Raw genomic sequence first — 24,864 nt, forward strand, 5'->3', positions numbered from 1 at the left:
CCCGCGTCGTCGTGACACGACCGCTGCGCCTCGCGTGAATCACGGTACGGCGCTGGCGGGTTGGGTAGAAGAGGGCGCCGGGTTTCCGTGGACAGCCGGGGAATTGTGGATAACTCGCTCACTCACATGAGTGAACTCGCCCTGGAGTGAGGCTTGTTCGGCCGTGTCGGGTCGGGCTCGGAAGCCCGGGCGGGCCAGGCGCGCAAGCCGGATGGGCCCGAGCCTGCAAGCCCTGCAGAACCGCCCCCGTCCGTGCGCCCCACCCCGCAATCAGGCCCGCTCCGCCACCGCGACCGGATCGTCCAGCACCCCTCGCACCACAGAATGCGCAGCCCCCAGCAACGGACCCTCGGGGCCCAGCCGGGACACGGACACCGGACACGCGGGCCCCGCGGTCCGCCGGTCCAACTCGGCCTCCAGCGAAGGCAGCAACCAGGGCGCGAGCCCGGCCAGCGCACCGCCGAGCACAACGCTCTCGGGGTCCAGCAGATTGACCGCGCCGGTCAGCGCGATTCCGAGCGCCGTTCCCGCGTCCCGCAAGGCCCGCCGTACGTCCTCGTCGCCCTCCGCGGCACGCGTCGCCAGCAGCCCGACGCGGTCCTCACCGGGCTCCAGCCCGGCCGCACGCAGCACCGCCTCCTCACCGGCGTACTGCTCCAGACATCCGCGCCCCCCGCACGGGCACTCGGGCCCGTACGGCTCGACGGGCACATGGCCCAACTCGCCCGCGAAACCACGCGTTCCACGCAGCAGCCCCCCGTCCACCACGACCGCCGCACCGATGCCGATCTCCGCCGACACGTGCAGGAAGTCTCGCGGGGTGCCGTCGCCGAGCCACAGTTCGGCGAGCGCGCCGAAGTCGGCCTCGTTGCCCACGGTCAGCGGAAAGTCCGTAGGGAGCAACTCGGCCAGGTCCGTGTCGCGCCAGTCGAGGTTGGGGGCGCGGACGACCGTGCGGCTGTCGCGCGCCACCAGGCCGGGCACGGCGACCGCCAGTCCGGCGGGCCACAGCCCTTCTGGTTCGGCCTCGGCGACGACCTTGCGCACGAGCGCATCGAGCTCCTCGATCACAGGCCCGGCCGCCCGACCCCGGTTCGCGCCGTGCCGTACGGCCCTGGCACGCACCTCGCCCCGCAGATCGACCGCGCACACGGCGAGATGGTCGACGCCGATCTCCGCGCCGATGCCGGCCGGACCGTGCCCGCTGACGGCGAGCGCCGAGCCGGGACGGCCGACCCGGCCGGGCCGCTCGGGACCGAGTTCCTCCAGCAGTCCCGAGCGGATCAGTTCGTCGACGAGGGTGGACACCGCCGCACGGGTCAGTCCGATACGGGAGGCGACGGCGGCGCGGGAGAGCGGACCCTCGGCACTGACGGTGTGCATCACGCTGGCCAGATTGCGGCGACGCATGCCCTGCTGCGTGTTGGGCAGCGCGCGCCCGGCGCCGGTCGGGTGGGCCTCGTGCAGCGGTGCGGTCATGCCTCCGTCAGTCCTCAATGCGCCTCGGTGCCCCGCTCCAGCAGCGGGGCCGCGTCGGAGAGTACCCCGCTGATCCTGGCCAGCGTCGCCTCGTCCCGCTCCACGGCGTCGAGCACCGGCCCGCGCGTGGTGTTCCAGCGCCGGGCCACCGAGGCCGGGTCCTCGCCGGTCAGCAGGCCGGCCGCCTGGGCGGCGGCTCCGAGCGCGACCAGTTCCTTCGCCTCGGGGACCTGCACCGGGCGCCCCGACAGCCGTCGTACGGTCTGCTGCCAGGCCGTGCCCCGGGCGCCGCCGCCGATCAGCAGCAGCGGGGCCGAGCGGTCCGCGTCCTCGTCCAGGACAAGGTCGAGCGCGCCGAGCAGGGCGTGCACGGCACCGTCGTAGGCGGCCTGGAGGAGCTGACCGGCGGTCGTGTCGTGGCGCAGGCCGTGCAGGATGCCGGAGGCGTTCGGCAGGTTCGGTGTGCGTTCGCCGTCCAGGTAGGGCAGGAGCGTGAGGCCGGTGGTGGGTTCCACGGCCTCGCGGTCGAGGCCCAGCAGGGCCGCGAGCCGGTCGACGGCGAGCGTGCAGTTGAGGGTGCAGGCCAGCGGCAGCCAGTCGCCGTGCGCGTCGGCGAAGCCCGCCACGGTGCCGGTCGGGTCGGAGGGGCGCCGCTTCGCCACGGCGTACACCGTGCCCGACGTGCCCAGGCTCAGCACGGGCGTGCCGGGACGCAGGCCGAGGCCGAGCGCCGCGGCGGCGTTGTCACCGGTGCCGGGCGCGACGAGGGTGCCCTTGGAGAACGGCAGGTCGTGGCTGTCGCGCACGGTGCCCGCGACCTCGCCGGGCCGGACCACACGGGGCAGCATCGCCGGGTCCAGCCCCACGTGCGCCAGGATCTCCTCGTCGTACGACTCGGTCCCGGACGCCCACCAGCCCGTACCGGAGGCGTCGCCGCGGTCGGTGGTGCCCTGCCCGGTGAGGCGTTCGGTGAGGTAGTCGTGGGGGAGGCGTACGGCCTTGGTGGCGCGCACCGCGTCCGGCTCGTTCTCGGCGAGCCAGGCCCACTTCGTGACGGTGAAGGAGGCGGCCGGAACCGAGCCCGTGCGCTCGGCCCAGAACTTCGCGCCGCCCATCTCCTCCGTCAGCCGACGGGCCTGCGGCGCCGAGCGCACGTCGTTCCAGAGCAGCGCCGGGCGCACCGGCTCGTCCCGGTCGTCCAGCGTGACCAGGCCGTGCTGCTGACCGCCGATCGACACCGCGGCGGCCTCGCGCGCGGCGTCGCCGCACTGGTGCAGTGCCTCGCACAGGGCCTCCCACCACTGTCGCGGGTCGCTCTCCCGGCCGGCCCCGGAGGACACGGTGTGCGCTGCCTGGCCGCTCGCGACGACCTGCCCGGTCGAGGCGTCGACGACCAGCGCCTTGGTGGACTGGGTGGACGTGTCCACGCCGACGACGAGCGGACCCTCGGCTGCTGACATCGTGCTCTCCCTTTTCCGCGGCTCTGCGGGACGTAGCGATCGGGCGACAGGGCGTGGTGACGAAGACATCGAGTGACAAAGACATCTTGTCTCTTCCCAGAGATGCGACCGCATACTAATTTGTAAACGGCCATGACGAAATAGTCGTATGCAGCAAGGAGCCGCGGCATGAACTACCAGCCCACCCCCGAGGACAGGTTCACCTTCGGCCTGTGGACCGTCGGCTGGCAGGGACGGGATCCCTTCGGTGACGCCACCCGCCGCGCCCTCGACCCGGTCGAGACGGTCCAGCGCCTGGCGGAGCTCGGCGCCCACGGCGTCACGTTCCACGACGACGACCTGATCCCCTTCGGGTCCTCCGACACCGAGCGCGAGGCGCACATCAAGCGCTTCCGTGAGGCGCTCGACGCGACCGGCATGACCGTGCCGATGGCCACCACCAACCTCTTCACGCACCCCGTCTTCAAGGACGGCGGCTTCACCGCCAACGACCGCGACGTCCGCCGCTACGCCCTGCGCAAGACCATCCGCAACATCGACCTCGCGGCCGAGCTGGGCGCCAAGACGTACGTCGCCTGGGGCGGCCGCGAGGGCGCGGAGTCCGGCGGCGCCAAGGACGTGCGCGCGGCTCTCGACCGCATGAAGGAGGCCTTCGACCTCCTCGGCGAGTACGTCACCTCCCAGGGCTACGACCTGCGCTTCGCCATCGAGCCCAAGCCGAACGAGCCGCGCGGCGACATCCTGCTGCCCACGGTCGGCCACGCGCTGGCGTTCATCGAGCGCTTGGAGCGCCCCGAGCTGTACGGCGTCAACCCCGAGGTCGGCCACGAGCAGATGGCCGGGCTCAACTTCCCGCACGGCATCGCGCAGGCGCTGTGGGCGGACAAGCTCTTCCACATCGACCTCAACGGCCAGTCCGGCATCAAGTACGACCAGGACCTGCGCTTCGGCGCCGGCGACCTGCGTGCCGCCTTCTGGCTGGTCGACCTCCTGGAGAGCGCCGGCTACGAAGGCCCGCGCCACTTCGACTTCAAGCCGCCGCGCACCGAGGACCTCGACGGCGTGTGGGCCTCGGCCGCGGGCTGCATGCGCAACTACCTCATCCTGAAGGAGCGTGCTGCCGCCTTCCGCGCGGACCCGGAGGTCCAGGAGGCACTGACCGCCTCGCGGCTGAACGAGCTGGTGGAGCCGACGGCGGCCGACGGCCTCAAGGCGCTCCTCGACGACCGCACCGCCTTCGAGGAGTTCGACGTCGAGGCCGCCGCCGCGCGCGGGATGGCCTTCGAGCGCCTCGACCAGCTGGCGATGGACCACCTGCTGGGCGCCCGAGGCTGAGCCCACGCACACGTGGCCGTCCGCGGCTGGGACGAGATGCGTGCCCGACCGTGTGTGACCGCAGGTCGACAGACCCGGTCATACACGGTGCGGCTCGATGATCAGTTCCGGCGCGGATGCTTCGGAATCATGCGGTCCGGGGCAAGGACCGGTATTAACTCTCGCGTGGGGGTCGCGTCCTGACCCGTGCGACGGGACGCTGGTCGGTATGGCCATGCCGCCCGTACCCCCTCAGCCGCCAGGACCGCCGGGTGACACGCCGCCTTATGGCGGCGGCTTCGGACCACCACCTCCCGGCGGCTACGGCCCCCCTCCGGGAGGCGGCGGCCCGCCGTCCTACGGCGATTGGCCGCCTCCCCAACAGCCGGACGGGGGTGGCGGACCAGGCCCCCGGCGTAATCCGCTCGTCATCCTGCTCGCCGTGATCGTGGCCATCGGAGCCCTCGTGGTCGTCGTCCTGGTGGTCTCGAACAGCGACGACTCGCCGGACGACAAACCACCTGCGGGGAGCAGCACGAGCGGCTCGCCCAAGCCGTCCTTCAGCATCCCGACCGAGCTGCCCAGCAAGCTGCCGAGCGAACTGCCGACGTCACTGCCGTCGGGCTTCCCCACCGACCTCCCGAGCGGTTTCCCGAGCGACCTGCCCAGCGGACTGGAGTCGCTGCTCCCGTCACTGGCGGACGACCTGCCGTAGGGCACGAAAACGGCGGGCGGCCTGCCGTAGGGCGTGAAGGCCGGCGGACGACCTGCCGTAGAGCATGAAGGCCGGCGGGCGACCTGTCTCAGGGCATGAAACGGGGAGCGGCACACGCGTGTGCCGCTCCCCGACGGCCACGCACGCGTGCCGCTGCGAACCAGGGGAGCCTGAGCCGGCCGTCGGACGGCGGCCCCCAAGCGCCGGCCGGTCAGATGCCGTGCGGCAGCCGCACGTAGACCACGGACGTCTCGATGCCGCTGTCGACCAGCCGGCCCTGGGCGTCGAACGCGCCTGTGCCGTCCGTCATCCCGAAGTCGTTGTCGTTGATCAGGGCCAGCGTGTCGTGGTCCACGCGCGCCACGCCCTCGATCTTCCCGGGCACCCCGGCGACCTCGCCCAGGTCGACGACCAGCCGCTTGGACAGCACCGGCACGCCCGAGGCCGCCGGGTCGTCGAGCTGCTCGAGGGACGGGGACGTCGTGTCGTCGTCCCAGTCGCTGCCGAGGATGTCCGCCTTGCGGTCCAGACGCACCAGGTGGAGCCGCGCGGCCTTGTCGGTGCGCTCCTCGACCAGCAACCGGTTCCCGCCCACGGCCACGACCGACGAGATCTTCAGCTCGGAGGTGTCGTCCTCGCTCGGGTCCACCACGTTCACCGGGTCGAAGCGGTACGCGTACTCGGCGGTGACCGCCTGCTTCTTCGGCGAGAAACGCAGCAGCCGCGTGGTGAGAGACGCCTCACCGGCATCCGTGTCCGGCAGCGAGAGCGGGCTCTGCACGGCCATCACCAGGTCACCGCCCGGCAGTTGGGCGAGGCCCTCGAAGCCGCGGTTGATCTTGCGGTGCAGCAGGACGGAGGGCAGCGCCTCCACCACCCGGTAGCCCGCGCCGGTCAGGCCCAGCCCCTTGGGCACGTAGCGCGTGAGGACCTTCCCGCGCGCGGACACGTGCACGAGGGAGGGCCCGTACTCGTCGACGAGCCAGAAGGTCCCGTCGGCGGCCCGCACGATGCCCTCGGTGTCCAGGCCGTTCGGGTTGTACTTCAGAGGCGTCCGTGCGTCATAGCTGTACGGCGCCTCGTCGCGCCCTTCCTGGTTCGAAAGCCCGGTGACGGGCTTCCCGGAAGCGGTCGTGATCGGGATCGCGTCGAGCACCTTCACGGTGTCGCCGGTCACCCGGATCTTCACGATCGCCGGGTCGAAGCCGGGCACGGGGAAGGTACGGCGCTTCGTGCCGTCCACCTTGATCTGGCCGTTCGGGCCGCGGTCGGTGACCGTCCAGAACTCGCCCTTGCGGCTTGCGGGGTAGATGTCGCTGCCTATGCCGCCCAGGTCCACGCCCCGGTCGTTGTCCACGCTGCCGGGAAGCAGGCCATTGCTGAACGTGCCGAGCGGGATGTCGCCGAGCGTTGCCGTACCCACGACGTGCGCGTCGCCGTGCCTGTCCCCGGCGCCGGCGGCGGGCCCGGCGGCCACGAGCGCCGCGATCACGGCGAGGGGGACGCCTCCGGCGACGAAACGGTGGACGCGGCGCCGGTCTGTGGCGTGCGGGGACATTCGGGCCTCCTGAGGACCAAGTTCACTGACAGCGGCCAGATTTGGAGCCCGCGCGGAACGCGGTACGACCGACAGGTGAACGCGGAACGACGGACACTCGTCGAGCCGATGTCGCTGTCCGGGAGTCGAACTGGCCGCACAGGCAGCCCCGTTCGCACGGGCAGGCCGGCAGGGGGCAGCCGATGGACACGGCTGCCCCTCACCGCCACAGGCAGCCCCTACGCCTGCTCCTCGCCCGCGAGACGCACCGCGGCCAGCGCCGTGCCCGGATCCTGCGTCGGACCGCCCGCGGGCGCCCAGCGGCCCCGTTCCTTGCGGTACGGCCACCAGCGCCCGTCGCGGCCGAGACGCAGCTGCCCGGGTGCACCTACGACCGTCCACCGGTTGCCCTTCGCCCGCAGGGCCGGCCGGTCGTCCTCGTCCCAGGCCGACTCCAGCGCGGCACGCGCGCGTGCGAGCGTTTCGCCTTCCACGGTCCACTCCTCGTCGAGCACTGCCAGTGCGGCGACACCGCCGATCCGCCAGGCCCGGACGGCCGTCGCCAGCCCCTCCCGGCTGCGCCCCGAACCGTCCACCAGCCGCTCGGCCATGCCCGCGACGGGAGATCCGGCAGCGAGGCGGACCACGTCCTGGTCGAGCCTCAACTCAGTTCCGGTGAGGTGCTGTTCCGGATCGGTCCGCAGTGCCTCCGCAAGCAGACGGTGTGCTTCTACGGCCGTGCAGGCAGCCAGGAACTCCAGGGCACCCGGGTCGACACCGGGTCCGGCGGGTGTCTCGGTGTCCAGGGAGGGCGGCGTCCCCGGTTCGGCGGGTAGCTCGGGGAGCGCGGGCAACGGCGGCAGGATGTCGCCCGTGGCATAGGCCTCCGCGGCATCCACGCCCTCCGGCTCGGATCGCGCGGACGCATCGGACAGTTCGGGTCGGCTCGTGGCGGTCACGGCGCTGCGTGCCTGGAGGTCGTTCAAGAGGTCGCGCTCGCCCCGCCCGCGCATCAGCAGCAGCACGAAGGGGTCCTGGTCCAGCAGTCGCGCCACCTGGTAGCAGAGCGCTGCCGTGTGCGCGCAGTGGTCCCAGGCCTCGCACCCGCACTGGGGCTCCAGATCGCCCATGCCGGGCAGCAGTTCGATGCCGGTGGCGGCCGCGTCCTCCACCAGGTGCGGCGGCATCTCGCGGTCCAGCAGCGCCGCGACGTGCCCTGCGCGCTCCACGGCCATGTCAAGGAAGCGGTCCCACTGGTCGCTGGTCAGCTCTTCCAGCAGCACGTCGGCGCGGTGCGCCGTACGGTCACGCCCCCGCACCAGGGCCGTGATGCGTCCCGGGCGTACGGACACGGCACCGACCGCTCCGGCGCGCGCGAGCCTGCGGCCCGCCTTGAGCTGGCCCAGGTCCAGCGCCGTCTCCTCCAGCGCCTTGAGCCAGGCCTGGCCCCACCACGTCAGCGCGAATCCCTTCCCGTGCGCGGGAGGCAGCGCGGCGAACGTCCGCTCCGAGTCACCGTCGTACCGAGTCATCGCGTACCCCCTCGCAGTTCCACCAGATCGGCCAGCTCCGCGTCCGTCAGCTCTGTGAGCGCCGACTCGCCTGCCCCGAGCACCGCGTCGGCGAGCTCCCGCTTGCGGCTCAGCATGTCGGCGATGCGGTCCTCGATCGTTCCCTCGGCGATCAGCCGGTGCACCTGCACGGGCCGGGTCTGGCCGATGCGGTACGCGCGGTCGGTGGCCTGTGCCTCGACGGCGGGGTTCCACCAGCGGTCGTAGTGCACGACGTGTTCCGCGCGGGTGAGGTTCAGGCCGGTGCCCGCCGCCTTCAACGACAGCAGGAAGACGGGCACTTCGCCGTCCTGGAAGCGCCGCACCAGGTTCTCGCGTTCGGTCACGGGCGTGCCGCCGTGCAGGAACTGCGAGTTAATGCCGCGAGCTGCCAGGTGCCGTTCGATGAGGCGGCCCATCTGCACGTACTGCGTGAAGATCAACACGCTCGCCTCCTCGGCGAGGATGGTGTCGAGCAGCTCGTCCAGCAGTTCCAGCTTCCCCGAACGGTCGGCGATTCTCGGCCGCTCCTCCTTGAGGTACTGCGCGGGGTGGTTGCAGATCTGCTTCAGGCCCGTCAGGAGCTTCACGATCAGGCCGCGCCGGGCCATGCTGTCCGCTGCGGAGATCTCGGCGAGCGTCTCGCGGACCACCGCCTCGTACAGGCCTGCCTGTTCCGCGGTGAGGGACACGGCGCGGTCGGTCTCCGTCTTCGGCGGCAACTCCGGCGCGATGCCCGGGTCCGACTTGCGCCGTCGCAGCAGGAAGGGGCGTACGAGCCGCGCGAGCCGTTCCGCGGCGGCCGGGTCCTGCCCGCTCTCGACTGCATGGGCGTAGCGCGCGCGGAAGGTGCCGAGACGGCCCAGCAGACCCGGGGTCGTCCAGTCGAGGATCGCCCACAGCTCGGACAGGTTGTTCTCCACCGGGGTGCCGGTGAGCGCCACGCGTGCGCGCGCGCCGATCGAACGCAGCTCCCGCGCGGTCGAGGAGTAGGGGTTCTTCACATGCTGGGCCTCGTCCGCCACGACCATGCCCCACGGCACCTCCGCCAGCCGGCGCGCGTCCAGGCGCATCGTGCCGTACGTCGTGAGCACGAACTCCCCGTCCGCCACCGAGTCCAGGTCGCGCCGAGACCCGTGGAAGCGGCGCACGCGCGTGCCGGGTGCGAACTTCTCGATCTCGCGCTGCCAGTTCCCCATCAGGGACGTCGGGCAGACCACCAGCGTCGGGCCGGCGGACGAGTCGTCGGACTGCCGGTGCAGGTGCAGCGCGATCAGCGTGATCGTCTTGCCGAGGCCCATGTCGTCGGCGAGACAGCAGCCCAGGCCCAGGGACGTCATCCGGGCCAGCCAGCTCAGGCCGCGCCGCTGATAGTCGCGCAGCGTGGCGGCGAGTGCGGCGGGCTGGCCCACCGGCTCCTGCCCCTCGGGTTCCGCGAGGCGTTCGCGCAGCGCCGCCAGCCAGCCCGTGGGCCGTACCTCGACCTGGCGGCCGTCCACCTCGGTGGAGCCCGTCAGCGCGGCGCCGAGCGCGTCGATGGGCGTCACCTTGTGATCCTGCTGCGCGCGTGCGCGGCGCACCTCCTGCGGGTCGACCAGGACCCACTGATCGCGCAGCCGCACCACTGGACGGTTGGCCTCCGCCAGCCGGTCCAGCTCCTCCCGCGTGAGCCGCTGGTCGCCCAGTGCGAACCACCAGTTGAAGGTGAGCAGTGCGTCGGCGGACAGGAAGGACGGCGTGTCCGAGGCGAGCCTGCCCGGCGTCGACTCTTCGTCCGGCGGACCGATCACCGCGCGGGCGGTCAGTTCGCGTGCCAGCTGCTTGGGCCAGTGCACGTCGACGCCCGCTCCGGCGAGGGCCCGCGCGCCTTCCCCCAGTAGGTCGGTCACGTCTTCGTCGGCGAGTTCCACGGCGTCCGGTACGGCCGCTGACAGCAGCGGCGTCAGCGAAGCCCAGGCGCGGGCCGCGCGGCGCAGTGCCAGCAGGGCGTCCATCCGCGCGCGGGGGCCGAAGGCGCCGGACCCCGCCCACACATCGGCGGCGTCCGCGACCAGCGTCGGGTCACTCACGCTGTGCACCTGGAGCACCGCCCGGAACGACAGTGCGGCGTCCTCCAGCGTCGCCTCGGCGAGACCGGGGACCTCGAGACGCAGGGAGAGCCGTACTCCCGCGTCGTGGCCGGCCGCGACGTCGGCGGCCCACGCGCGCAGCGCGGGCGCGTGCTGCGGCTCCCGTGCCGCGTAGGCGGGCCCACCGGTGACCAGCTCGGCCGCGGGGGAGCGGGGGAGCGCGTCGGCGACCGCGTCAAGGAAGGCCCGGAGCAGCCGCTCCGGATCCGGCAGCCTGAGCGGCTCCGCGCCCTCCAGCGGCACCGCGTGCGCTTCGGGCGGCATGGCGGCGGCGAGAGCGCGGACGCGTTCCACGTCCTCAGGGCGGAGGGGACCAACGCGCCATGCGTCGTGGTCGTCCGGCGAGAGGCCCGGCAACATCAGTCCACGCGCCACGAATTGCAGGGCCAGCGCGGTGGCGGAGCCCCAGAAGACGCCCGCTCGGGGCGCCTGCGCAGAGGTACGCGCACGCGCGAGGACGGGCAGGGCGGCACGCACCGGAAGCAGAACGGCCGGCACGCTCACCAGCTCGACACCGTCCTCGCCGTCCTCACGGGGCAGGACGACGTCCAGTTCCTCGACGGATCCGGACGCGACGAGCGGAACGGCGCCGCCGTCTGCCCGCCAGAAGGCGACCCGGCCGGTGCGCGCCGGATCGCCGGGTACGAAAACTGCACTGCAACAGGCCAGTTCGGAGAGCTCGGACGATGTCGCCTCGGGAAGCCTGGGCACAGCTCTGCTGCACTCCTCAAATTTGACTACTCGGATTGGAGTGGTCGAGGGTACATCACTCGGCGGCCCACCCGGCGCCGTGACCATGTGACCTGGGTCATGCTTGTTCCGGGTGGGTATTCCCCCTGTGCGGAGTCCGGAGTGCCTACCGAGCGCGGTCTTGGACGTCGGCCGTCCGGAGAACGGGCCGTCGACCGCGTCCCGGCCGTCCCCGGACCCCGCGACCAGTAAGGGCCGCACCTCAGGGTCGTCTCAGGGTCGCGACTCGGAACTGCCGGGAGCGCGGACCCGTTTTCAGGACAGAGAGCGGCAGTGGCCGCGAAGGAGGCGACGCACATGTCGAAGAACGCGAAGATCGCCGCGGGGGGTGTGGCGGCCGGTCTCATCCTGCTGATCTGGCTGCCCTGGTGGGCCGCGCTCCTGATAGTCCTGGGAGTCCCGGCCGCCGCCTACCTCACGCTCGACCCGTCACAGCGGCGCAGGCTGCGCCGTGTCTCGCGCAAGGAGCTCGGTCGCTGAAGATGACGATCACCTGGCCGCCTGCGCGACAGGGGTGGACAGTGTGCATGAGTTGACGACATCCCCGCTCGCGGGCCTGCCCACGGTGTGGTCCGCGGGCGGGCGCGTGCCTCGCTCCACCCATGAGGCCAGCGCGTCGAACGCCGACCGGTAGCAGGGCAGGATCGGCCGGAGCCGGTCCGGGTAGGTGTCGTACAGCCCGTCGACATGCGTGCCACCCGCGATTGTGTAGTACCGGTGCAGCGGGCCGCGCCCCTTCGCGTCGATCATGCGCGCGTACACGTCCGAGTCGGCGGCCTTCGGCAGCAGCGCGTCCAGATCGCCGTGCAGCGTGATCAACGGTCGGCCGACACGCCCGGTCAGAGCGACTCGGGCCACGGCACGGTGGACGGACGCCGGGCGCGACGCGTAGTCGTACGTGGCGTCGGACGCGCACGGGGACAAGATCTGCGCCGGGGTGGTTCCGGCGGTCGGGCCGGGGCAGCCGGCGTCGTAGGCCGGGTCGAACTCCGCGCGGTAGATCTTCTGGGTGACCCCCCAGTAGGCCTGCTCGTGGTACGGCCACAGGAACTCCGAGCCGCGGGCGAAGCCGGCCCTGTACAGATCCTCGTCCCGGGCGGAGCCGAGCATCCGAGCCACCGCCGTGGGCAGGGAGGCGAGCAGGTTGGGGCCGTCCGCGGTCCACAGGGCGCCCTCCCAGTCCACCCCGCCGTCGTAGAGCTCGGGATGGTTCTCCAGCTGCCAGCGCGTCAGGTAGCCGCCGTTGGAGATACCGGTCATGTAGGTGCGACGCGGGGCGTGCCCGTAGCGCTGGGCCACCGCCTTGCGGGCGGCCCGGGTGAGCTGGGTGGTTCTCGCGTTCCACTCGGCGACCGCGTCACCGGGCCGCTTGCCGTCCCGGTAGAAATCGGCGCCGCTGTTGCCCTTGTCGGTGGCGGCGTAGGCGTAGCCCAGGGCGAGCACCTGGTCGGAGATCGCCGTGTCAGTGGCGTACTGCTTGCGGGTGCCCGGGGCGCCGGTGACGACGAGTCCGCCGTTCCAGCGGTCCGGCAGCCGGATCACGAACTGCGCGTCGTGCTGCCAGCCGTGTGTGGCGTTGAACCGAGAGGAGTCCGGGAAGTATCCGTCGATCTGGATTCCGGCAACGCCCGTCGGGTTCCGGGTGCCGCGTGCCGTCAGTGCGGCCTGGTCGGCCATGTCGGTGTAGGGGGTGCCGGCCAGTGCGGCCGTCGTCAGATCCGGGAGGCAGGCGCTTTGCTGGAGGGCCGCGCCCGGCACCCGCACCCGGTCCTGATCGGCGCAGTGCCGCTCGCCAACTGTCGTGGCCGTAGCGGGAGTCGGCCCGCTCACGGCAGCGGCCAGCAGCGTGGCGGCGACGAACGGAACAGCCCGGGACAGGCGCATGAGGGCCTCCTGGCAGAGGGGAGACGGGGCATCGGAAACAGCGGAACCGCAAAAGCTGCCTCATCGTGCGTGTCCGGCTCCGCGCCAGCCATGGGTTGGGCCCACATGGAACGCGGCTGTCAGGTGGGGTCTCGGGACAGGGGTGCTGGAGGGGGGCGACGGTGTTGGCGGGGCGAGCACGCCGGTGCGTCGCCCCGCGCATGGACTCAGAGCGGGCGTACGGCCATCTTGTCGAGCGCTTCCAGGAGCCCGGGCAGCTCCGGTCCACGGCCCACGGGCAGGACCTCGCCAGGTTCGTCGTCCAGGAGCACGAACGCGATGTCGTCCGTCCTGGCGACGAGCGACCAGCCGGGGCCGTCCGCGCGCAGGGTCCGTGCGTCGCCCGGTGCGAAGGACGACCGGACGCGGCCGAGGGGCGGCGGGGACTCGACGTAGGCGCGTGCCTCCGCGAGGACTCGCAGGATGCCGCTGTGGCCGCCCTGCCCGCTCTCGCTGGGCTCGCCCTGCTCGGCGTTCGTGGGCTGGTCGGCACCCGCGCTTGCACTCGAGTCCGACGCCACGTTCGTATCCGAGCCCTCGTCCCCGGCCTCACCGGCGTCCGCTGTCGACGCACCCTCCGCCGGCACCGACGAATCGTCGGGCTCCGACGATTCGCCCGCCCCCGACGCGCCAGCCGATGCCCCGCCCGGCGTGGCGAACTCGGTGTCGTCGATCTGCTCCCGCCAGGTCGCCCATTGCAGCGCGATCTCGTCGGCGCCAAGGCGTCGCTGGGCCGGGCCCCACACGCTCGTGTCCGGCGGGGTCAGGGCCGGACCGTCCGCGATCTCGGGCTCGGGATCGTGCGGCGGAGGCACGTTCGGCGCGGCGACGGCCACGGCCAGCGGCCAGCCGGGCAGAGCGGCGACGACCGTACGTTCGTCGGGCGACAGGTCGTACTCCATGCCGCAGTCCCAGGATGCGATGGCGACGGCGACCAGGGAGACGTCGTCGATGACGACGGTCCATCGGGCGCCGTCGCCGTCCTGGCCAAGGACCAGGCCATAGCCGTCGGCGAGCGGCGCCATGCCGAGCGCCGCGCAGGCCTCCGGATAGTCGTCGCCCAGCACGCTCGGGAACTTCGCCGGCGTCAGTAGCACCGCCGTGAGCACGTACAGCGCATCGTCCGCGGCGGCGACGGCCTCTTCGTCCGTCCCGGCCATCCCAGCCTCCCCATCGGTTCGTCCATCGGCGCGCACCCTATTCCGCCCGGAAGCCGCTTGTCACGACTCCCATGCACACCCGGAGCTGCAGTTTTCCGGCCGGACAGGGCGAAACGACCGTGATTTTGCCAACGTCGTCAGGCTGCCGGGAGCCCGAGGAGGGACCGGGCCACGGTCTGCGGTGACTCGTCGCGCTCCCGGGCGAGCGCGATGACGGCACGGCACGCCAGCTCGTTCACCCCGAACGACAGAGCCTCCGGGGACACCCAGCCGGCCGCCTCGTCGATCTGATCCTGGTCGTCCTCCGCACAGGCCGACACATAGACGGCAGCGGCCTCGAACAGATTGTGCGGGTGCCTGTCCTGGCCCGTGTCCGGTTTCGCGCGAAGGGAATGCAGGAATCCCTCCCACGACTTGCGCACCCTGCCCCACATATTGACCACCTTCCCCCTCATTGTGGTGCCAACGTAGATCGTTCATCTCATGTTATTCAACGTAGAGTTGGAGTCACGGCGGCATAAGGGGGACGACGCCGTGAAGGGCTCGCAGTGGCTCGAAAGCCGCACGCGGGCGTTCGCCTGGCGGTCACTCCGGGCTCATGCGCTCCCTCGTGCCTCTGCTGCCAGTCGCACGCTCAGCCGTCGAGTGAGGCGATCGTTTCGCGCAGCCAGGTGAGCTCGGCCCGGGACGTGGCCCGAGCGATGGTCAGAAGGCCGCGCCGGAAGGGGTCGTCCAGTTCCTCGGCGCGCAGAGGTCGGTCGCCGTCGTAGAAGAAGCTCGCGGGCTCTTCCAGGAAGGCCAGCCTGCGCCGTAGTACGGCGGACTGGGCGCCTGCGTCCTCCAGGTGGCGCAGGAACGCGAGCACCGTGAACCAGCGGTTCTCGTCGCTGATGTCGCGAGGGTCGGGTTCGGCCAGCCGACGACGCAGTTCCCGGCGGCCGTCCTCGGTCAGCGTCAGTACATGACGCGGGGCGGCCACTGAGCCGGGCTCCATGGTCCGGGCGAGCAGGCCCGCCTTCTCCAGCCGCTTGATCGCGGGGTACAGCGTGCTCTCGGCGACCGGCTTCACGTGCCCGGTCAGCGCTGCGATGCGTTTGCGCAGCTCGTAGCCGTGGAGCGGGTTGTCGTAGAGGAAGCCGAGGATGGCGAGCTCAAGCATGCCCACATTGTGGCCCGGATCCGCTGTACATCCGAGTCCGGGTACCTCGAAGCTTTCATACCTCGAATCATTTATACATCGGGTCCGATGTATATAGTCGTATGCCGACCACGACACCAAGGGGGCGCCATGAAGCAGGCCGACTTCGACCGCAAGGGCGGCTGTATCCGCTGGACGGAGTCGCCGGGAGCGGAACCTGCGCGCGTGTACGTGCACGGACTGGGCTCGGTTTCCTCCGTGTACCACGCCCACATCGCGACGAGGCCCGAACTGGCGGGCCGGCGGAGCCTGTTCGTCGACCTGCCCGGGCACGGCATCAGCGACCGGCCGGCCGACTTCGGCTACACCCTGGAGGATCACGCCGTTGCTCTGGCGGCGGCCCTGGACTCGGCAGGGGTGAGCGATGCCGAGCTGATCGCGCACAGCATGGGCGGTTCCGTGGCCATCGTGCTCGCCGGTCGCCGGCCCGACCTCGTCTCCCGGCTGGTCCTCACCGAGGCCAATCTCGATGCCTCGCCCCCGCCCGCCGCGGGGAGCGCCTGGATCACGGCCCACGGTGAGGACGACTTCGTCGACGGCGAGTACGCGCGCGTGCTGGAAGCGGTCGGCCCCCTGTGGGCGGCGACCATGCGGCTCGCCGACCCGCGCGCCCTGCACCGCAGCGCCGTCGGACTGAGGCGTGGCTCCGTGCCGATCATGCGCGACATCCTCGAAGGGCTGTCGGTGGAACGCGTCTACCTACAGGGCGAGCTCAGCGGCGAACTCCCGGGCAGGGAAGTCTTGGAGGCGGCAGGCGTACGCGTGGTGACCGTGCCCGGCGCCGGTCACAACGTCATGTTCGACAACCCCGACGCCTTCGCGGCGGCCGTCGCCGGGCAGGCGTGAGTCATTGCGCGGCCTCCGTCCCGGCCGTCGCCCAAGCCCGATCCGTCACGCTCCCCGTACGGCCAGTGCCAGAAACCGGTCGTCCTCGTCGACGTACGACGTCATGCGCCACCCCGAACCGGCCAGCAGCGGGCCGAGGTTGGGCTCGGCGCGCAGGTCCTCCGGCGTGATCTGGCGGCCCTGGCGTGCCGCGAGCGCCGCCCTGCCGATCGGGTGGAAGAGCGCGAGCGTGCCGTCGGGGCGCACCACGCGGGCCAGTTCCCGCAAGTTCTCGGCAGGGTTGGGCAGATGCGCGATGAGGCCGGCCGCGAACACCGCGTCGAGGGACTCCGACCGCACCGGCAGTGCGGCCACGTCGGCGAGCAGCAACTGTCCGTCCGCGTCGCGTCCTGCCCGTGCGGCGGCTTCCAGCATGGCCGGGGTCAGATCGGCACCCAGGACCACTCCCGAGGGCCCCACGGCGTCACGCAAGGGTGGCAGGGCGCGTCCGGTGCCGCAGCCCGCGTCGAGCACGCGAGCGCCCTCGCGCAGCCCGAGTTCGGCGACCGCGGCCGCGTAGGCGGGCCCGTCGTCGGGGAACCGGCTGTCCCAGTCGGCGGCGCGGGCGCTGAAGAACTCCTGCACATGTGTGTGGTCGTCGCTCATGCTCCGCATGATCCCTCACTGGCGCGGATGACGCCGCTGTGCGCACGTTCGAGCGTGACGCGGTCGTTCCGGTGCATCTCCGCGCCATATTCCAACAGCTTTCGAAATGCGCCCCCTTCGCGCGCCCTTGCTGGGTCTAGCGTCCCGGGGCCATGGGACACCTGGACCATGCAGCCCTCGGCTGGCTCACTCCCGTGCTGTCGTACGCGATGGCCTGCACCGGCGCCGCGCTCGGCCTGCGCTGCACCGTCCGAGCGCTCGGCGCCACCGGCCGCTCGCGCCGCAACTGGCTCGTCACTGCCGCCTCCGCCATCGGCACCGGCATCTGGACCATGCACTTCGTGGCCATGCTGGGGTTCAGCGTCAGCGGCACCGACATCCGCTACGACGTGCCGCTCACCATCCTGAGCCTGCTCGTCGCCATGCTCGTCGTCTGTGCCGGCGTCTTCGCCGTCGGCTACAGCCGGGACCGTACCCGCGCGCTCTTCCTGGGCGGGCTCACCACCGGGCTCGGCGTCGCGAGCATGCACTACCTGGGCATGGCGGCCGTACGACTCCACGGCGACGTCAGCTACGACCCGCTGCTCGTCGGGCTCTCCGTACTGATCGCCGTCGTCGCGGCGACAGCGGCTCTATGGGCTGCGCTCAACATTAAGTCGCCCGTCGCCGTCACCATCGCCTCGTTGATCATGGGCGCCGCGGTCAGCAGCATGCACTACACCGGCATGTTCGCGGTCGGCGTCGACGTCACACCGTCCGACGAGGTCCTGCCCGGGGCCACGGCGATGCAGTTCATCTTCCCCCTCGCCGTCGGCCTCGGGTCCTACCTCTTCCTGACGTCCGCCTTCGTCGCGCTGTCACCCGCGACCGGGGAGCGCGAGGCGTCCGCCTCCGCCCAACGGTCAGCCGAGAGCGCTGCCGGCTAGCCGGATCCGGGCCGGCGAGGGCCCGGGAAGCACGCCCCCGAACCACTTCAGAGCGAGGAGGCCATGCGCACACCCCGTAGGACCACCGCAGCCGGCGCCGAGACGCCGTCCACACCGCCGGTGCGCGGCCGCCGCGCCCACGCCGGACCGCCGGCCGACGAGAGGCCGGAACAGGCCCCGGCCGGACCGCAGGACGAACCGTCCGCCCCCTCCACGCACGCGCAAGGCTGGCGAATACGTCCGCGCACCGTCCGCGCCAAGATCATCTGTCTGCTGATGGTGCCCGTCGTCTCGCTGCTGGCCCTGTGGGGCTACGCCACCGTCACCACCGCGCAGGACGTCGCCTGGCTGCGCCAGTTGCAACTGGTCGACTCCGAGATCAGGGCCCCCGTCGCCGACGCCGTGACCGCCCTGCAGACCGAACGCGCGGCCGCCGTGCGCTACGCGACCGACCCGTCCACCGGACGCCGGGACGAGCTGAGGAAACGCGCGCTGGACACGGACGAGGCAGTCGCACGGCTGCGGCTCGGCAACCGCGACACCGTCGCCGACAGCGGAGAGTTCCCCGCCGGAGTGGCCGGGCGACTGGAGGTCTTCGTCAGCGGCGCCGAGCAGCTGAATGCCGTACGGAAGGCCGCGCTCGACCGCCGCTCGGGCTGGGAAGAGGTCTACGGGCGGTACACCACGACCATCTCCACCGCGTTCGCCGTCGACGGCGCGCTCACCGGCATCCAGGACGCCGAACTCGGCTCGGACGCGCGCGTGCTGCTCGAATTCGCCCGCGCGGGTGAGGCCTTGGCCCGGGAGGATGTCCTGCTGGACAGCGCACACCTCGCCGGACGCCTCGACGGAGAGAGGCTGCGGCTGTTCACCGGAGCCGTCGACACCCGCCGCACGCTCACCGAGTCCGCCGTCGCGGACCTGCGCGGCCTGGAGAGCGCGGCCTGGCAGAGCCTCGCCGCAGGCCGCGACTACGCGACCCTGGCGGCCGTCGAGGACGGTGTCCTCGGGACGGGGGCGGTCGACGCGGCGACGGACGCCGCCTGGAACAGGGCGCACGCACGCGTGCAGGGCGCGATGCGGGGGATCGAGCGGGACGCCGGGCGCGATGTCGCCGAGCGCGCCGACCCGTTCGCCCGCGGGCTGCTCACGCCGGCCGGCGCCGCCGTGCTGCTCGGCCTGGTCGCCGTGGCAGCCTCGCTCGTGATCTCCGTACGCATCGGCCGCGGCCTCGTCGTCGAGCTGGTGAGCCTGCGCAACAGCGCCCTGGAGATCGCCCGGCGCAAACTCCCCGAGGCCATGCGGAAGCTGCGCGCCGGCGAGGAGATCGACATCCGCGCCGAGGCACCGCCCGGACCGCCCGCCGAGGACGAGGCCGGGCAGGTCGGAGAGGCCCTCGGCACCGTCCACCGAGCCGCCCTCCGAGCCGCCGTGGAGCGCGCCGAGCTCGCCAGCGGCATCTCCGGGGTCTTCGTCAACCTCGCCCGCCGCAGCCAGGTGCTCGTGCACCGCCAACTCAGCCTGCTGGACAGCATGGAACGCCGCTCCGACGACCCGAACGAACTCAGCGACCTGTTCCGGCTCGACCACCTCACCACCCGTATGCGACGGCACGCCGAGAGCCTGATCATCCTCTCCGGAGCGGCACCCGGCCGGGCCTGGCGGACGCCTGTCTCCCTGACCGACGTGGTGCGCGCGGCCGTCTCCGAAGTCGAGGACTACGCGCGCGTGGAGGTACGTCAGCTCCCCGAGACCGCCGTCGTCGGCGCGGCCGTCGCCGACGTCACCCACCTGCTGGCCGAGCTCGTCGAGAACGCCGCCCAGTTCTCGCCTCCCCACACGCGCGTGCGCATCATCGGCGAGCCCGTCGGCAATGGATACGCCGTCGAGGTCGAGGACCGCGGGCTCGGCATGGGCAAGGAGACCCTCGCGGAGGCCAACCGGCGCATCGAACAGTCCGAGGCGCTCGACCTGTTCGACAGCGACCGCCTCGGCCTCTTCGTGGTCAGCAGGCTCGCAGCCCGGCACGGCATCAAGGTGCACCTGCGCACCTCGCCCTACGGCGGGACCACCGCCGTCGTCCTGCTGCCCACCGCCCTGCTGCACAGCGGCCCGGCGGAACGTTCCCCCGACGCGGCGGTGGACGCCCGGCGGCCGGCGGAACCCGAGCACGCGCGTGTGCCCGCTCCCGAGCGGCACCAGGAACCCGTCCACGCCAGCGCCGACCGGCCGGCGCTGGCGGCTTCCGCGACGGCCGGCACCGCTGCGACGGCCACGCCGGCTGAGACGGAGACCAGGAACCACACCGCACCCCCCGGAGTCACCACCTTGAGACTGCACCGGCCACCCCAGGACTCCGAAGCCTCCGACAACCTCCCGCGCCGAGTGCGCCAGGCCAACCTCGCCCCTCAGTTGCGCGGGGGACGTTCCGCGGAGCAGCAGGGCGCGACCGTCCTCGACGACGACCGGCGAACCCCCGAACTTGTCAGGGACCGCATGGTGGCCTACCGCGACGGCTGGGCTCGCGGCGGTGGCAGACAGCCCGGTCGCGGCGGCGAACCCGAAAACGCCCCGCGCGGCGACAGCAGCAGTGAAGGAGACCCCGCATGATCCAGGATCCGAGCATGAGAGCCGCGCAGCGGTCCGGCGAACTCGACTGGCTGCTGGACGACTTGGTGCTACGCGTGAGCGAGGTGCGGCACGCCGTGGTGCTGTCCAACGACGGACTCGCCGTCGGCGCGTCCACCGACCTGCGTCGCGAGGACGCCGAGCATCTCGCCGCGGTCGCCTCCGGCTTCCACAGCCTGGCCAAGGGCGCGGGCCGGCACTTCGGCGCGGGCGGAGTCCGCCAGACCATGGTGGAGATGGACGACGCCTTCCTGTTCGTCGCAGCTGCGGGCGACGGGTCGTCCATCGCCGTGCTCAGCGCCGTGACCGCCGACATCGGACTCGTGGCGTACGAGATGGCACGCCTGGTCAAGCGGGTCGGCGAGCATCTCTACACGCCTCCACGAGCCGCCGCGCGACCGCCTGCCGCGCGATGAGCCGGAAGGGCGGTCCGGCGAGATGACCGACGACACGACAGGCGCCCGGACCGAGCAGGGCAGCCAGTGGTACGACGGCGAGGCAGGGCCCCTGGTCCGCCCGTACGCCATGACGGGCGGACGCACCAGGCCCGGCCCCACCGGGGTGCGTTTCGACCTGATCGCCCTCGTCACGCTGGCCGGCACCGCGCGCGGTACCGACGACGACGCCATGCTCGGGCCGGAACACCGGACCCTCATCGAACTGTGTCGGCCCGAGACGCAGTCGGTCGCCGAACTCGCCGCGGGAGCCGACCTCCCCGTGGGCGTCGTCAGGGTGCTCCTCGGTGACCTCATGGAGCGGGGCCGTGTCACCGTCAGCCGCCCGGTACCGCCCGCGCAGCTACCCGACGAACGGATCCTGCGCGAGGTGATCGAGGGACTGCGAGCGCTGTAGACGCGATGGCAGTGCCCGACGGCGGAGATTTCGGAACGAGCCGTTCCCGTGTGACGCCACTCGTGCACCCGTACGGGCATCGAACGGGAACGAGGCGGTCACATCGGGGAAAAAGCGGTCCAACCCTGCGAGAGGCAGGCTCAGTTGTCATGATGCTGACTTCGCACAGCGACGGATCGGCTTCGCACAGCCACGTCGACCGATGCCGGTACTCCCGAGAGAAGTGATCGATGGTCTCCGAGCACTCCGAGGACTACGTGCAATCCGACGCCTCCGACGACGACACGACCGCCCTTGCGCTCAAGATACTTGTGGCCGGCGGATTCGGCGTGGGCAAGACCACCCTGGTGGGCGCGGTCAGTGAGATCAGGCCGCTGCGCACCGAGGAGATGCTCAGCCAGGCCGGTCAGCTGGTGGACGACACCGGCGGCGTGGACCGGAAGGTCACCACGACCGTCGCCATGGACTTCGGGCGCATCACCATCCGCTCAGGTCTGTCGCTGTACCTCTTCGGCACCCCGGGGCAGGACCGCTTCTGGTTCCTGTGGGACGAACTGGCGCAGGGAGCCCTAGGCGCGGTCGTCCTTGCCGACACCCGGCGCCTGGAGGACTGCTTCCCCGCCGTGGACTTCTTCGAGCACCGGCACATCCCGTTCGTCGTGGCCGTCAACTGCTTCTCGGGCGCCCGGACCTACGGCACCCACGACGTCTCACGCGCCCTCGACCTGGACCGCGGGACCCCGGTCGTGCTCTGTGACGCCCGGGACCGCGACTCGGGGAAGGAAGTGCTCATCCGACTCGTCGAGTACGCCGGGCGGATGCACACCGCCCGGCTGCTCAACTCCGTCAGCTGACCGCCTCGACACGCCTGCGGCGAGTCCCGACCGGTCCTCGCCGCGCCGTCAGTCGGCGACGTCCTGCTCCGCCAGCACCTTGTCGATCGTGACGCGGACGAGGAGTTCCCCCGGCACGCCGTTGCGGTTCCCGAACTCCTCGGCGCGCTCCTCACCCATGTAGCGCGCCCCGATGCGGCTCGCCCAGTGCCTCAGCTCGTCGAGGTCCTCGGAGACCCGGGCGCGGCCCTGGATCACCACGAAGGAGTACGGCGGCCGGTCGTCGTCCACACACAGCGCCACCCGGCCGTCCCGGACCAGATTGCGGCCCTTCACGCTCGAGCTGCCGGTGTTGAACACCAGCTCGTCGCCGTCGAGCACGAACCAGATCGGCGTCACATGCGGACTTCCGTCGGCCCGCACGGTCGACAGTTTCGCGGTGCGCGTGCCGTGCGAGACGAACGCGCGCCATTCCTCATCGGTCATCTTCTTCGCCATGCCCACATCCTCCTTGCCCGAGGGCCGGATCGTCGGGAAGGGTGGCAAAGAGATCCTCCGGTGCAGGGGGAGACATCTACACGGGGAGACCGGATCATGGCGCAGAACCAGGGCCTCGATTGGCTGCTGGAGGATCTGACGAAACGTGTCGAACATGTGCGACACGCGCTGGTGCTGTCGAACGACGGTCTGGTGACCGGTGCGAGTACGGGTCTGCGGCGCGAGGACGCCGAGCACCTCGCCGCCGTCTCGTCCGGGCTGCACAGCCTGGCCAAGGGATCGGGACGGCACTTCGGCGCGGGCAGAGTCCGTCAGACGATGGTCGAGTTCGACGACGCCGTGCTGTTCGTGACCGCGGCCGGCACCGGCAGTTGTCTGTGCGTGCTCAGCGGCGCGGAGGCCGACATCGGCCAGATCGCCTATGAGATGACCCTGCTCGTCAATCGCGTCGGCGAGCACCTGGACGTCGAATCCCGACAGCCCGAACGGGCACCGCTGAAAGACCTCTGACCTGCTGATTCGTCGTCCCCCGTGGAGTTATCCACAGGCTCGCCACGAGATCTGGCGGACGGGCTACGGTTTTGTCACGGCGAGCGCACGGAGCGTGAGCCACTGACTCCACGGGGGAGATCGACCATGTCGGGCAACACTGTCACGGCCACGCACCCGCACAACTCGGCCGCCTGCACGCTGAGCCGCGCGGCCAGGGAACTGGGCCTGAAGCGAGGGGAGCTGGAGCTCGCCGTCCAGCTCGGGATCATCCGGACCGCGCCCGATGAGGGAGGCGGAGGCCGGCGCGTCCCACGGTCCGAGATCGACCGGGTGAGTTCGGGCGACGGCTTCCCCGACTCCCTGCTGGACCGAGTGCAGATCGTCGGCACGACGGAGGGTGCGGACGTCATGGACGTCTCCGCCGGCAGGTTCACGCGCCTCGCCCGCCTGGGCCTGGTGGTGCCGGTGAAGTTCTACCTCAACCGGTATCGGGCCGTGGTCTGGCTGTATCTGGCCGAGGAGTTGAAGCGGTTCGCCGCAGACGAGAAGAACGCCTCGCTGCTGAACGACCGCCGGATGCCCGAAGGACTGCGCGGCATGCTGGACGCGGGTGTGGACCTGCGTCCGCGCAACTGGCGAGGACGCCACCGCGGCTTCCTGCTGCGCCAGGCCGACGACCCGTGGGGGAGCGCCGGTGCGCTGGCCGCCTTCCTCGATCCGGTCCAGATCGCGGAGATCGTCCCCGATCCCTATGAACGCTCGCATGTGAACCGCTTCCGCCCGGGCCCACCCGCATCCGGAACCCCGGGTTCGCCGTCCTCCCTCATCGCCGAGAGGATCATGACGGCCGACGACCCGGACGAGATCGGCCTGCTGCGGGCAGACCTGACGGAGGTTCTGGCGCATGCCCGGGCACTGCGGCCGGCACCCCGTCCCAGTGCCGAGCGGGCCACCGCGCCGACGCATCCCGAACACATCGGATCGCAGCGCCGACCCGAGGAGCCGGAACCGGCCCGCGGCCTGCTGAGCTGGCTCCGGCGCAGAACTCCTCGGACTACAACGCCCTGAACAGTCCCTCCTGGACGACGGACACCAGAAGGCGCCCCTCCAGGTCGTAGATCCGCCCGCGGGCGAGACCCCGTCCGCCGGTGGCGATCGGAGACTCCTGGTCGTACAGGAACCACTCGTCCGCACGGAACGGCCGGTGGAACCACATGGCGTGGTCCAGCGACGCGATGTCGAAGCTCCGCGGGCCCCACAGGGGTTCGACGGGGATCCGCACGGCGTCCAGGAGGGTCATGTCGCTGGCGTAGGTCAGCGCGCAGGTGTGCACTACGGGGTCGTCCCCCAGCGGCCCGACCGCGCGCATCCACACCGCACTGCGCGGCTCGGCGTCCTTGACCTCCTCCGCGGTCCAGCGCAGCCGGTCGACATAACGGATGTCGAAGGGCTGCCGCCGGGCCATCCGCTCCAACTGCTCCGGAAGCGTGCCCAGATGCTGCCGGATCTCGTCACTGACCGTCGGCAGCGACTCCGGGTCCGGGACCTTGCGGGCCGGCGGCAGCTGGTGCTCGAAGCTCCCCTGTTCAGGCTTGTGAAAGGAGGCGGTGAGATTGAAGATCGTGCGCCCCTGCTGCACGGCGGTGACCCGGCGGGTCGTGAACGACCTGCCGTCCCGCACCCGTTCCACCTGGTACACGATCGGCACGCCAGGCCGCCCAGGCCGCAGGAAGTACGCGTGCAGCGAGTGCACGGGCCGGTCGCCCTCCGTGGTGCGGGCAGCGGCGACCAGCGCCTGGCCGGCCACCTGGCCGCCGAAGACCCTTTGCAGGGACTCGTGCGGGCTGCGGCCGCGGAAGATGTTGACCTCGATCTGCTCCAGGTCGAGCAGGTCGACGAGCCTCTCGGCCGGGTTGGTCGTCATGCGCG

23 protein-coding genes are annotated in these 24,864 nt (G+C 71.6%); 11 read left to right on the forward strand and 12 right to left on the reverse strand.

Translation table 11 applies throughout. The features are described from left to right. Positions 1-270 precede the first annotated feature (270 nt). Entirely contained in the window at positions 271-1,479 is a 1,209-nt protein-coding gene (locus CP983_RS37675) for an ROK family transcriptional regulator (RefSeq protein ID WP_150504616.1), read from the reverse strand. A 14-nt stretch (positions 1,480-1,493) separates the two neighbouring features. Then, positions 1,494-2,939 carry a xylulokinase gene (gene xylB / locus CP983_RS37680; protein ID WP_150504618.1) on the reverse strand — a complete coding sequence of 482 codons (1,446 nt, stop codon included), beginning with the start codon at positions 2,937-2,939 and terminating at the stop codon, positions 1,494-1,496. Positions 2,940-3,107: 168 nt separating this feature from the next. On the opposite strand from xylB, the gene xylA reads away from it, so the two are divergent. Together xylA and CP983_RS37690 are read left to right on the forward strand one after the other, a co-directional pair. Continuing rightward, complete coding sequence (xylA, locus tag CP983_RS37685; protein WP_150504620.1) at positions 3,108-4,274, forward strand: xylose isomerase; 1,167 nt, start codon at positions 3,108-3,110, stop codon at positions 4,272-4,274. Positions 4,275-4,695: 421 nt separating this feature from the next. Next, positions 4,696-4,968 (forward strand): hypothetical protein, encoded by a 273-nt coding sequence (locus tag CP983_RS37690; RefSeq protein WP_150504622.1) that lies wholly within the window; start codon positions 4,696-4,698, stop codon positions 4,966-4,968. A gap of 211 nt (positions 4,969-5,179) precedes the next feature. Here the strand turns inward: CP983_RS37690 and CP983_RS37695 are convergent, their stop codons facing one another. The 3 genes from CP983_RS37695 to CP983_RS37705 form a co-directional block, all read right to left on the reverse strand. Then, entirely contained in the window at positions 5,180-6,526 is a 1,347-nt protein-coding gene (locus tag CP983_RS37695) for an esterase-like activity of phytase family protein (protein ID WP_150504624.1), read from the reverse strand. Positions 6,527-6,744: 218 nt separating this feature from the next. Then, positions 6,745-8,037, reverse strand: coding sequence for an SWIM zinc finger family protein (locus CP983_RS37700; protein WP_150504626.1), 1,293 nt, complete (start codon positions 8,035-8,037; stop codon positions 6,745-6,747). Further along, positions 8,034-10,895: a DEAD/DEAH box helicase gene (locus tag CP983_RS37705; protein ID WP_150504629.1), complete on the reverse strand. Its 2,862-nt coding sequence runs from the start codon at positions 10,893-10,895 to the stop codon at positions 8,034-8,036. The genes CP983_RS37700 and CP983_RS37705 overlap by 4 nt, the downstream gene beginning before the upstream one ends. 336 nt (positions 10,896-11,231) lie before the next feature. Here CP983_RS37705 and CP983_RS37710 point away from each other — a divergent pair, with 336 nt between their 5' ends. Further along, complete coding sequence (locus CP983_RS37710) at positions 11,232-11,414, forward strand: hypothetical protein (protein ID WP_030047209.1); 183 nt, start codon at positions 11,232-11,234, stop codon at positions 11,412-11,414. 9 nt (positions 11,415-11,423) lie between these two features. Here CP983_RS37710 and CP983_RS37715 read toward each other — a convergent pair whose 3' ends face one another. The 4 genes from CP983_RS37715 to CP983_RS37730 all read right to left on the reverse strand — a co-directional run bounded on the left by CP983_RS37715 (position 11,424) and on the right by CP983_RS37730 (position 15,176). Beyond that, positions 11,424-12,818, reverse strand: coding sequence for a tannase/feruloyl esterase family alpha/beta hydrolase (locus CP983_RS37715; RefSeq protein WP_150504631.1), 1,395 nt, complete (start codon positions 12,816-12,818; stop codon positions 11,424-11,426). A 206-nt stretch (positions 12,819-13,024) separates the two neighbouring features. Beyond that, positions 13,025-14,017, reverse strand: coding sequence for a hypothetical protein (locus CP983_RS37720; protein WP_150504633.1), 993 nt, complete (start codon positions 14,015-14,017; stop codon positions 13,025-13,027). Positions 14,018-14,154: 137 nt separating this feature from the next. Continuing rightward, positions 14,155-14,451, reverse strand: a complete 297-nt coding sequence (locus CP983_RS37725; protein ID WP_107911935.1) for a hypothetical protein — start codon at positions 14,449-14,451, stop codon at positions 14,155-14,157. A gap of 200 nt (positions 14,452-14,651) precedes the next feature. After that, entirely contained in the window at positions 14,652-15,176 is a 525-nt protein-coding gene (locus CP983_RS37730; RefSeq protein WP_150504635.1) for a PadR family transcriptional regulator, read from the reverse strand. A gap of 129 nt (positions 15,177-15,305) precedes the next feature. On the opposite strand from CP983_RS37730, the gene CP983_RS37735 reads away from it, so the two are divergent. Continuing rightward, a complete protein-coding gene (locus CP983_RS37735; RefSeq protein ID WP_150504636.1) occupies positions 15,306-16,061 on the forward strand; it encodes an alpha/beta fold hydrolase in 756 nt (251 codons plus the stop codon). Between the two features lie 45 nt (positions 16,062-16,106). Here the strand turns inward: CP983_RS37735 and CP983_RS37740 are convergent, their stop codons facing one another. Then, on the reverse strand, positions 16,107-16,706 hold the full coding sequence (locus CP983_RS37740) for a class I SAM-dependent methyltransferase (RefSeq protein ID WP_150504638.1): 600 nt from the start codon (positions 16,704-16,706) through the stop codon (positions 16,107-16,109). A gap of 152 nt (positions 16,707-16,858) precedes the next feature. Here CP983_RS37740 and CP983_RS37745 point away from each other — a divergent pair, with 152 nt between their 5' ends. From CP983_RS37745 to CP983_RS37765, 5 genes are all read left to right on the forward strand, one after another. Beyond that, on the forward strand, positions 16,859-17,632 hold the full coding sequence (locus CP983_RS37745; protein WP_150504640.1) for an MHYT domain-containing protein: 774 nt from the start codon (positions 16,859-16,861) through the stop codon (positions 17,630-17,632). Between the two features lie 63 nt (positions 17,633-17,695). Then, positions 17,696-20,242: a sensor histidine kinase gene (locus CP983_RS37750; protein WP_150504642.1), complete on the forward strand. Its 2,547-nt coding sequence runs from the start codon at positions 17,696-17,698 to the stop codon at positions 20,240-20,242. Next, complete coding sequence (locus tag CP983_RS37755) at positions 20,239-20,676, forward strand: roadblock/LC7 domain-containing protein (RefSeq protein ID WP_150504644.1); 438 nt, start codon at positions 20,239-20,241, stop codon at positions 20,674-20,676. The genes CP983_RS37750 and CP983_RS37755 overlap by 4 nt, the downstream gene beginning before the upstream one ends. Before the next feature lie 22 nt (positions 20,677-20,698). Next, positions 20,699-21,112, forward strand: a complete 414-nt coding sequence (locus tag CP983_RS37760) for a DUF742 domain-containing protein (protein WP_125528010.1) — start codon at positions 20,699-20,701, stop codon at positions 21,110-21,112. Positions 21,113-21,342: 230 nt separating this feature from the next. Then, positions 21,343-21,966 (forward strand): GTP-binding protein, encoded by a 624-nt coding sequence (locus CP983_RS37765; protein ID WP_150504646.1) that lies wholly within the window; start codon positions 21,343-21,345, stop codon positions 21,964-21,966. Positions 21,967-22,014: 48 nt separating this feature from the next. Here the strand turns inward: CP983_RS37765 and CP983_RS37770 are convergent, their stop codons facing one another. Beyond that, entirely contained in the window at positions 22,015-22,443 is a 429-nt protein-coding gene (locus CP983_RS37770; RefSeq protein WP_107911921.1) for a PPOX class F420-dependent oxidoreductase, read from the reverse strand. 96 nt (positions 22,444-22,539) lie between these two features. On the opposite strand from CP983_RS37770, the gene CP983_RS37775 reads away from it, so the two are divergent. Together CP983_RS37775 and CP983_RS37780 are read left to right on the forward strand one after the other, a co-directional pair. Beyond that, positions 22,540-22,953: a roadblock/LC7 domain-containing protein gene (locus CP983_RS37775; protein WP_107911919.1), complete on the forward strand. Its 414-nt coding sequence runs from the start codon at positions 22,540-22,542 to the stop codon at positions 22,951-22,953. Positions 22,954-23,079: 126 nt separating this feature from the next. Further along, positions 23,080-24,003 (forward strand): DUF6397 family protein, encoded by a 924-nt coding sequence (locus CP983_RS37780; protein ID WP_150504648.1) that lies wholly within the window; start codon positions 23,080-23,082, stop codon positions 24,001-24,003. Here CP983_RS37780 and CP983_RS37785 read toward each other — a convergent pair. Then, complete coding sequence (locus CP983_RS37785; protein WP_150504650.1) at positions 23,990-24,859, reverse strand: acyl-CoA thioesterase; 870 nt, start codon at positions 24,857-24,859, stop codon at positions 23,990-23,992. The two genes, CP983_RS37780 and CP983_RS37785, sit on opposite strands and share 14 nt — an antisense overlap. Between the last annotated feature and the right edge of the window lie 5 nt (positions 24,860-24,864).

The organism is Streptomyces chartreusis, from assembly GCF_008704715.1.
Lineage (GTDB): Bacteria > Actinomycetota > Actinomycetes > Streptomycetales > Streptomycetaceae > Streptomyces > Streptomyces chartreusis.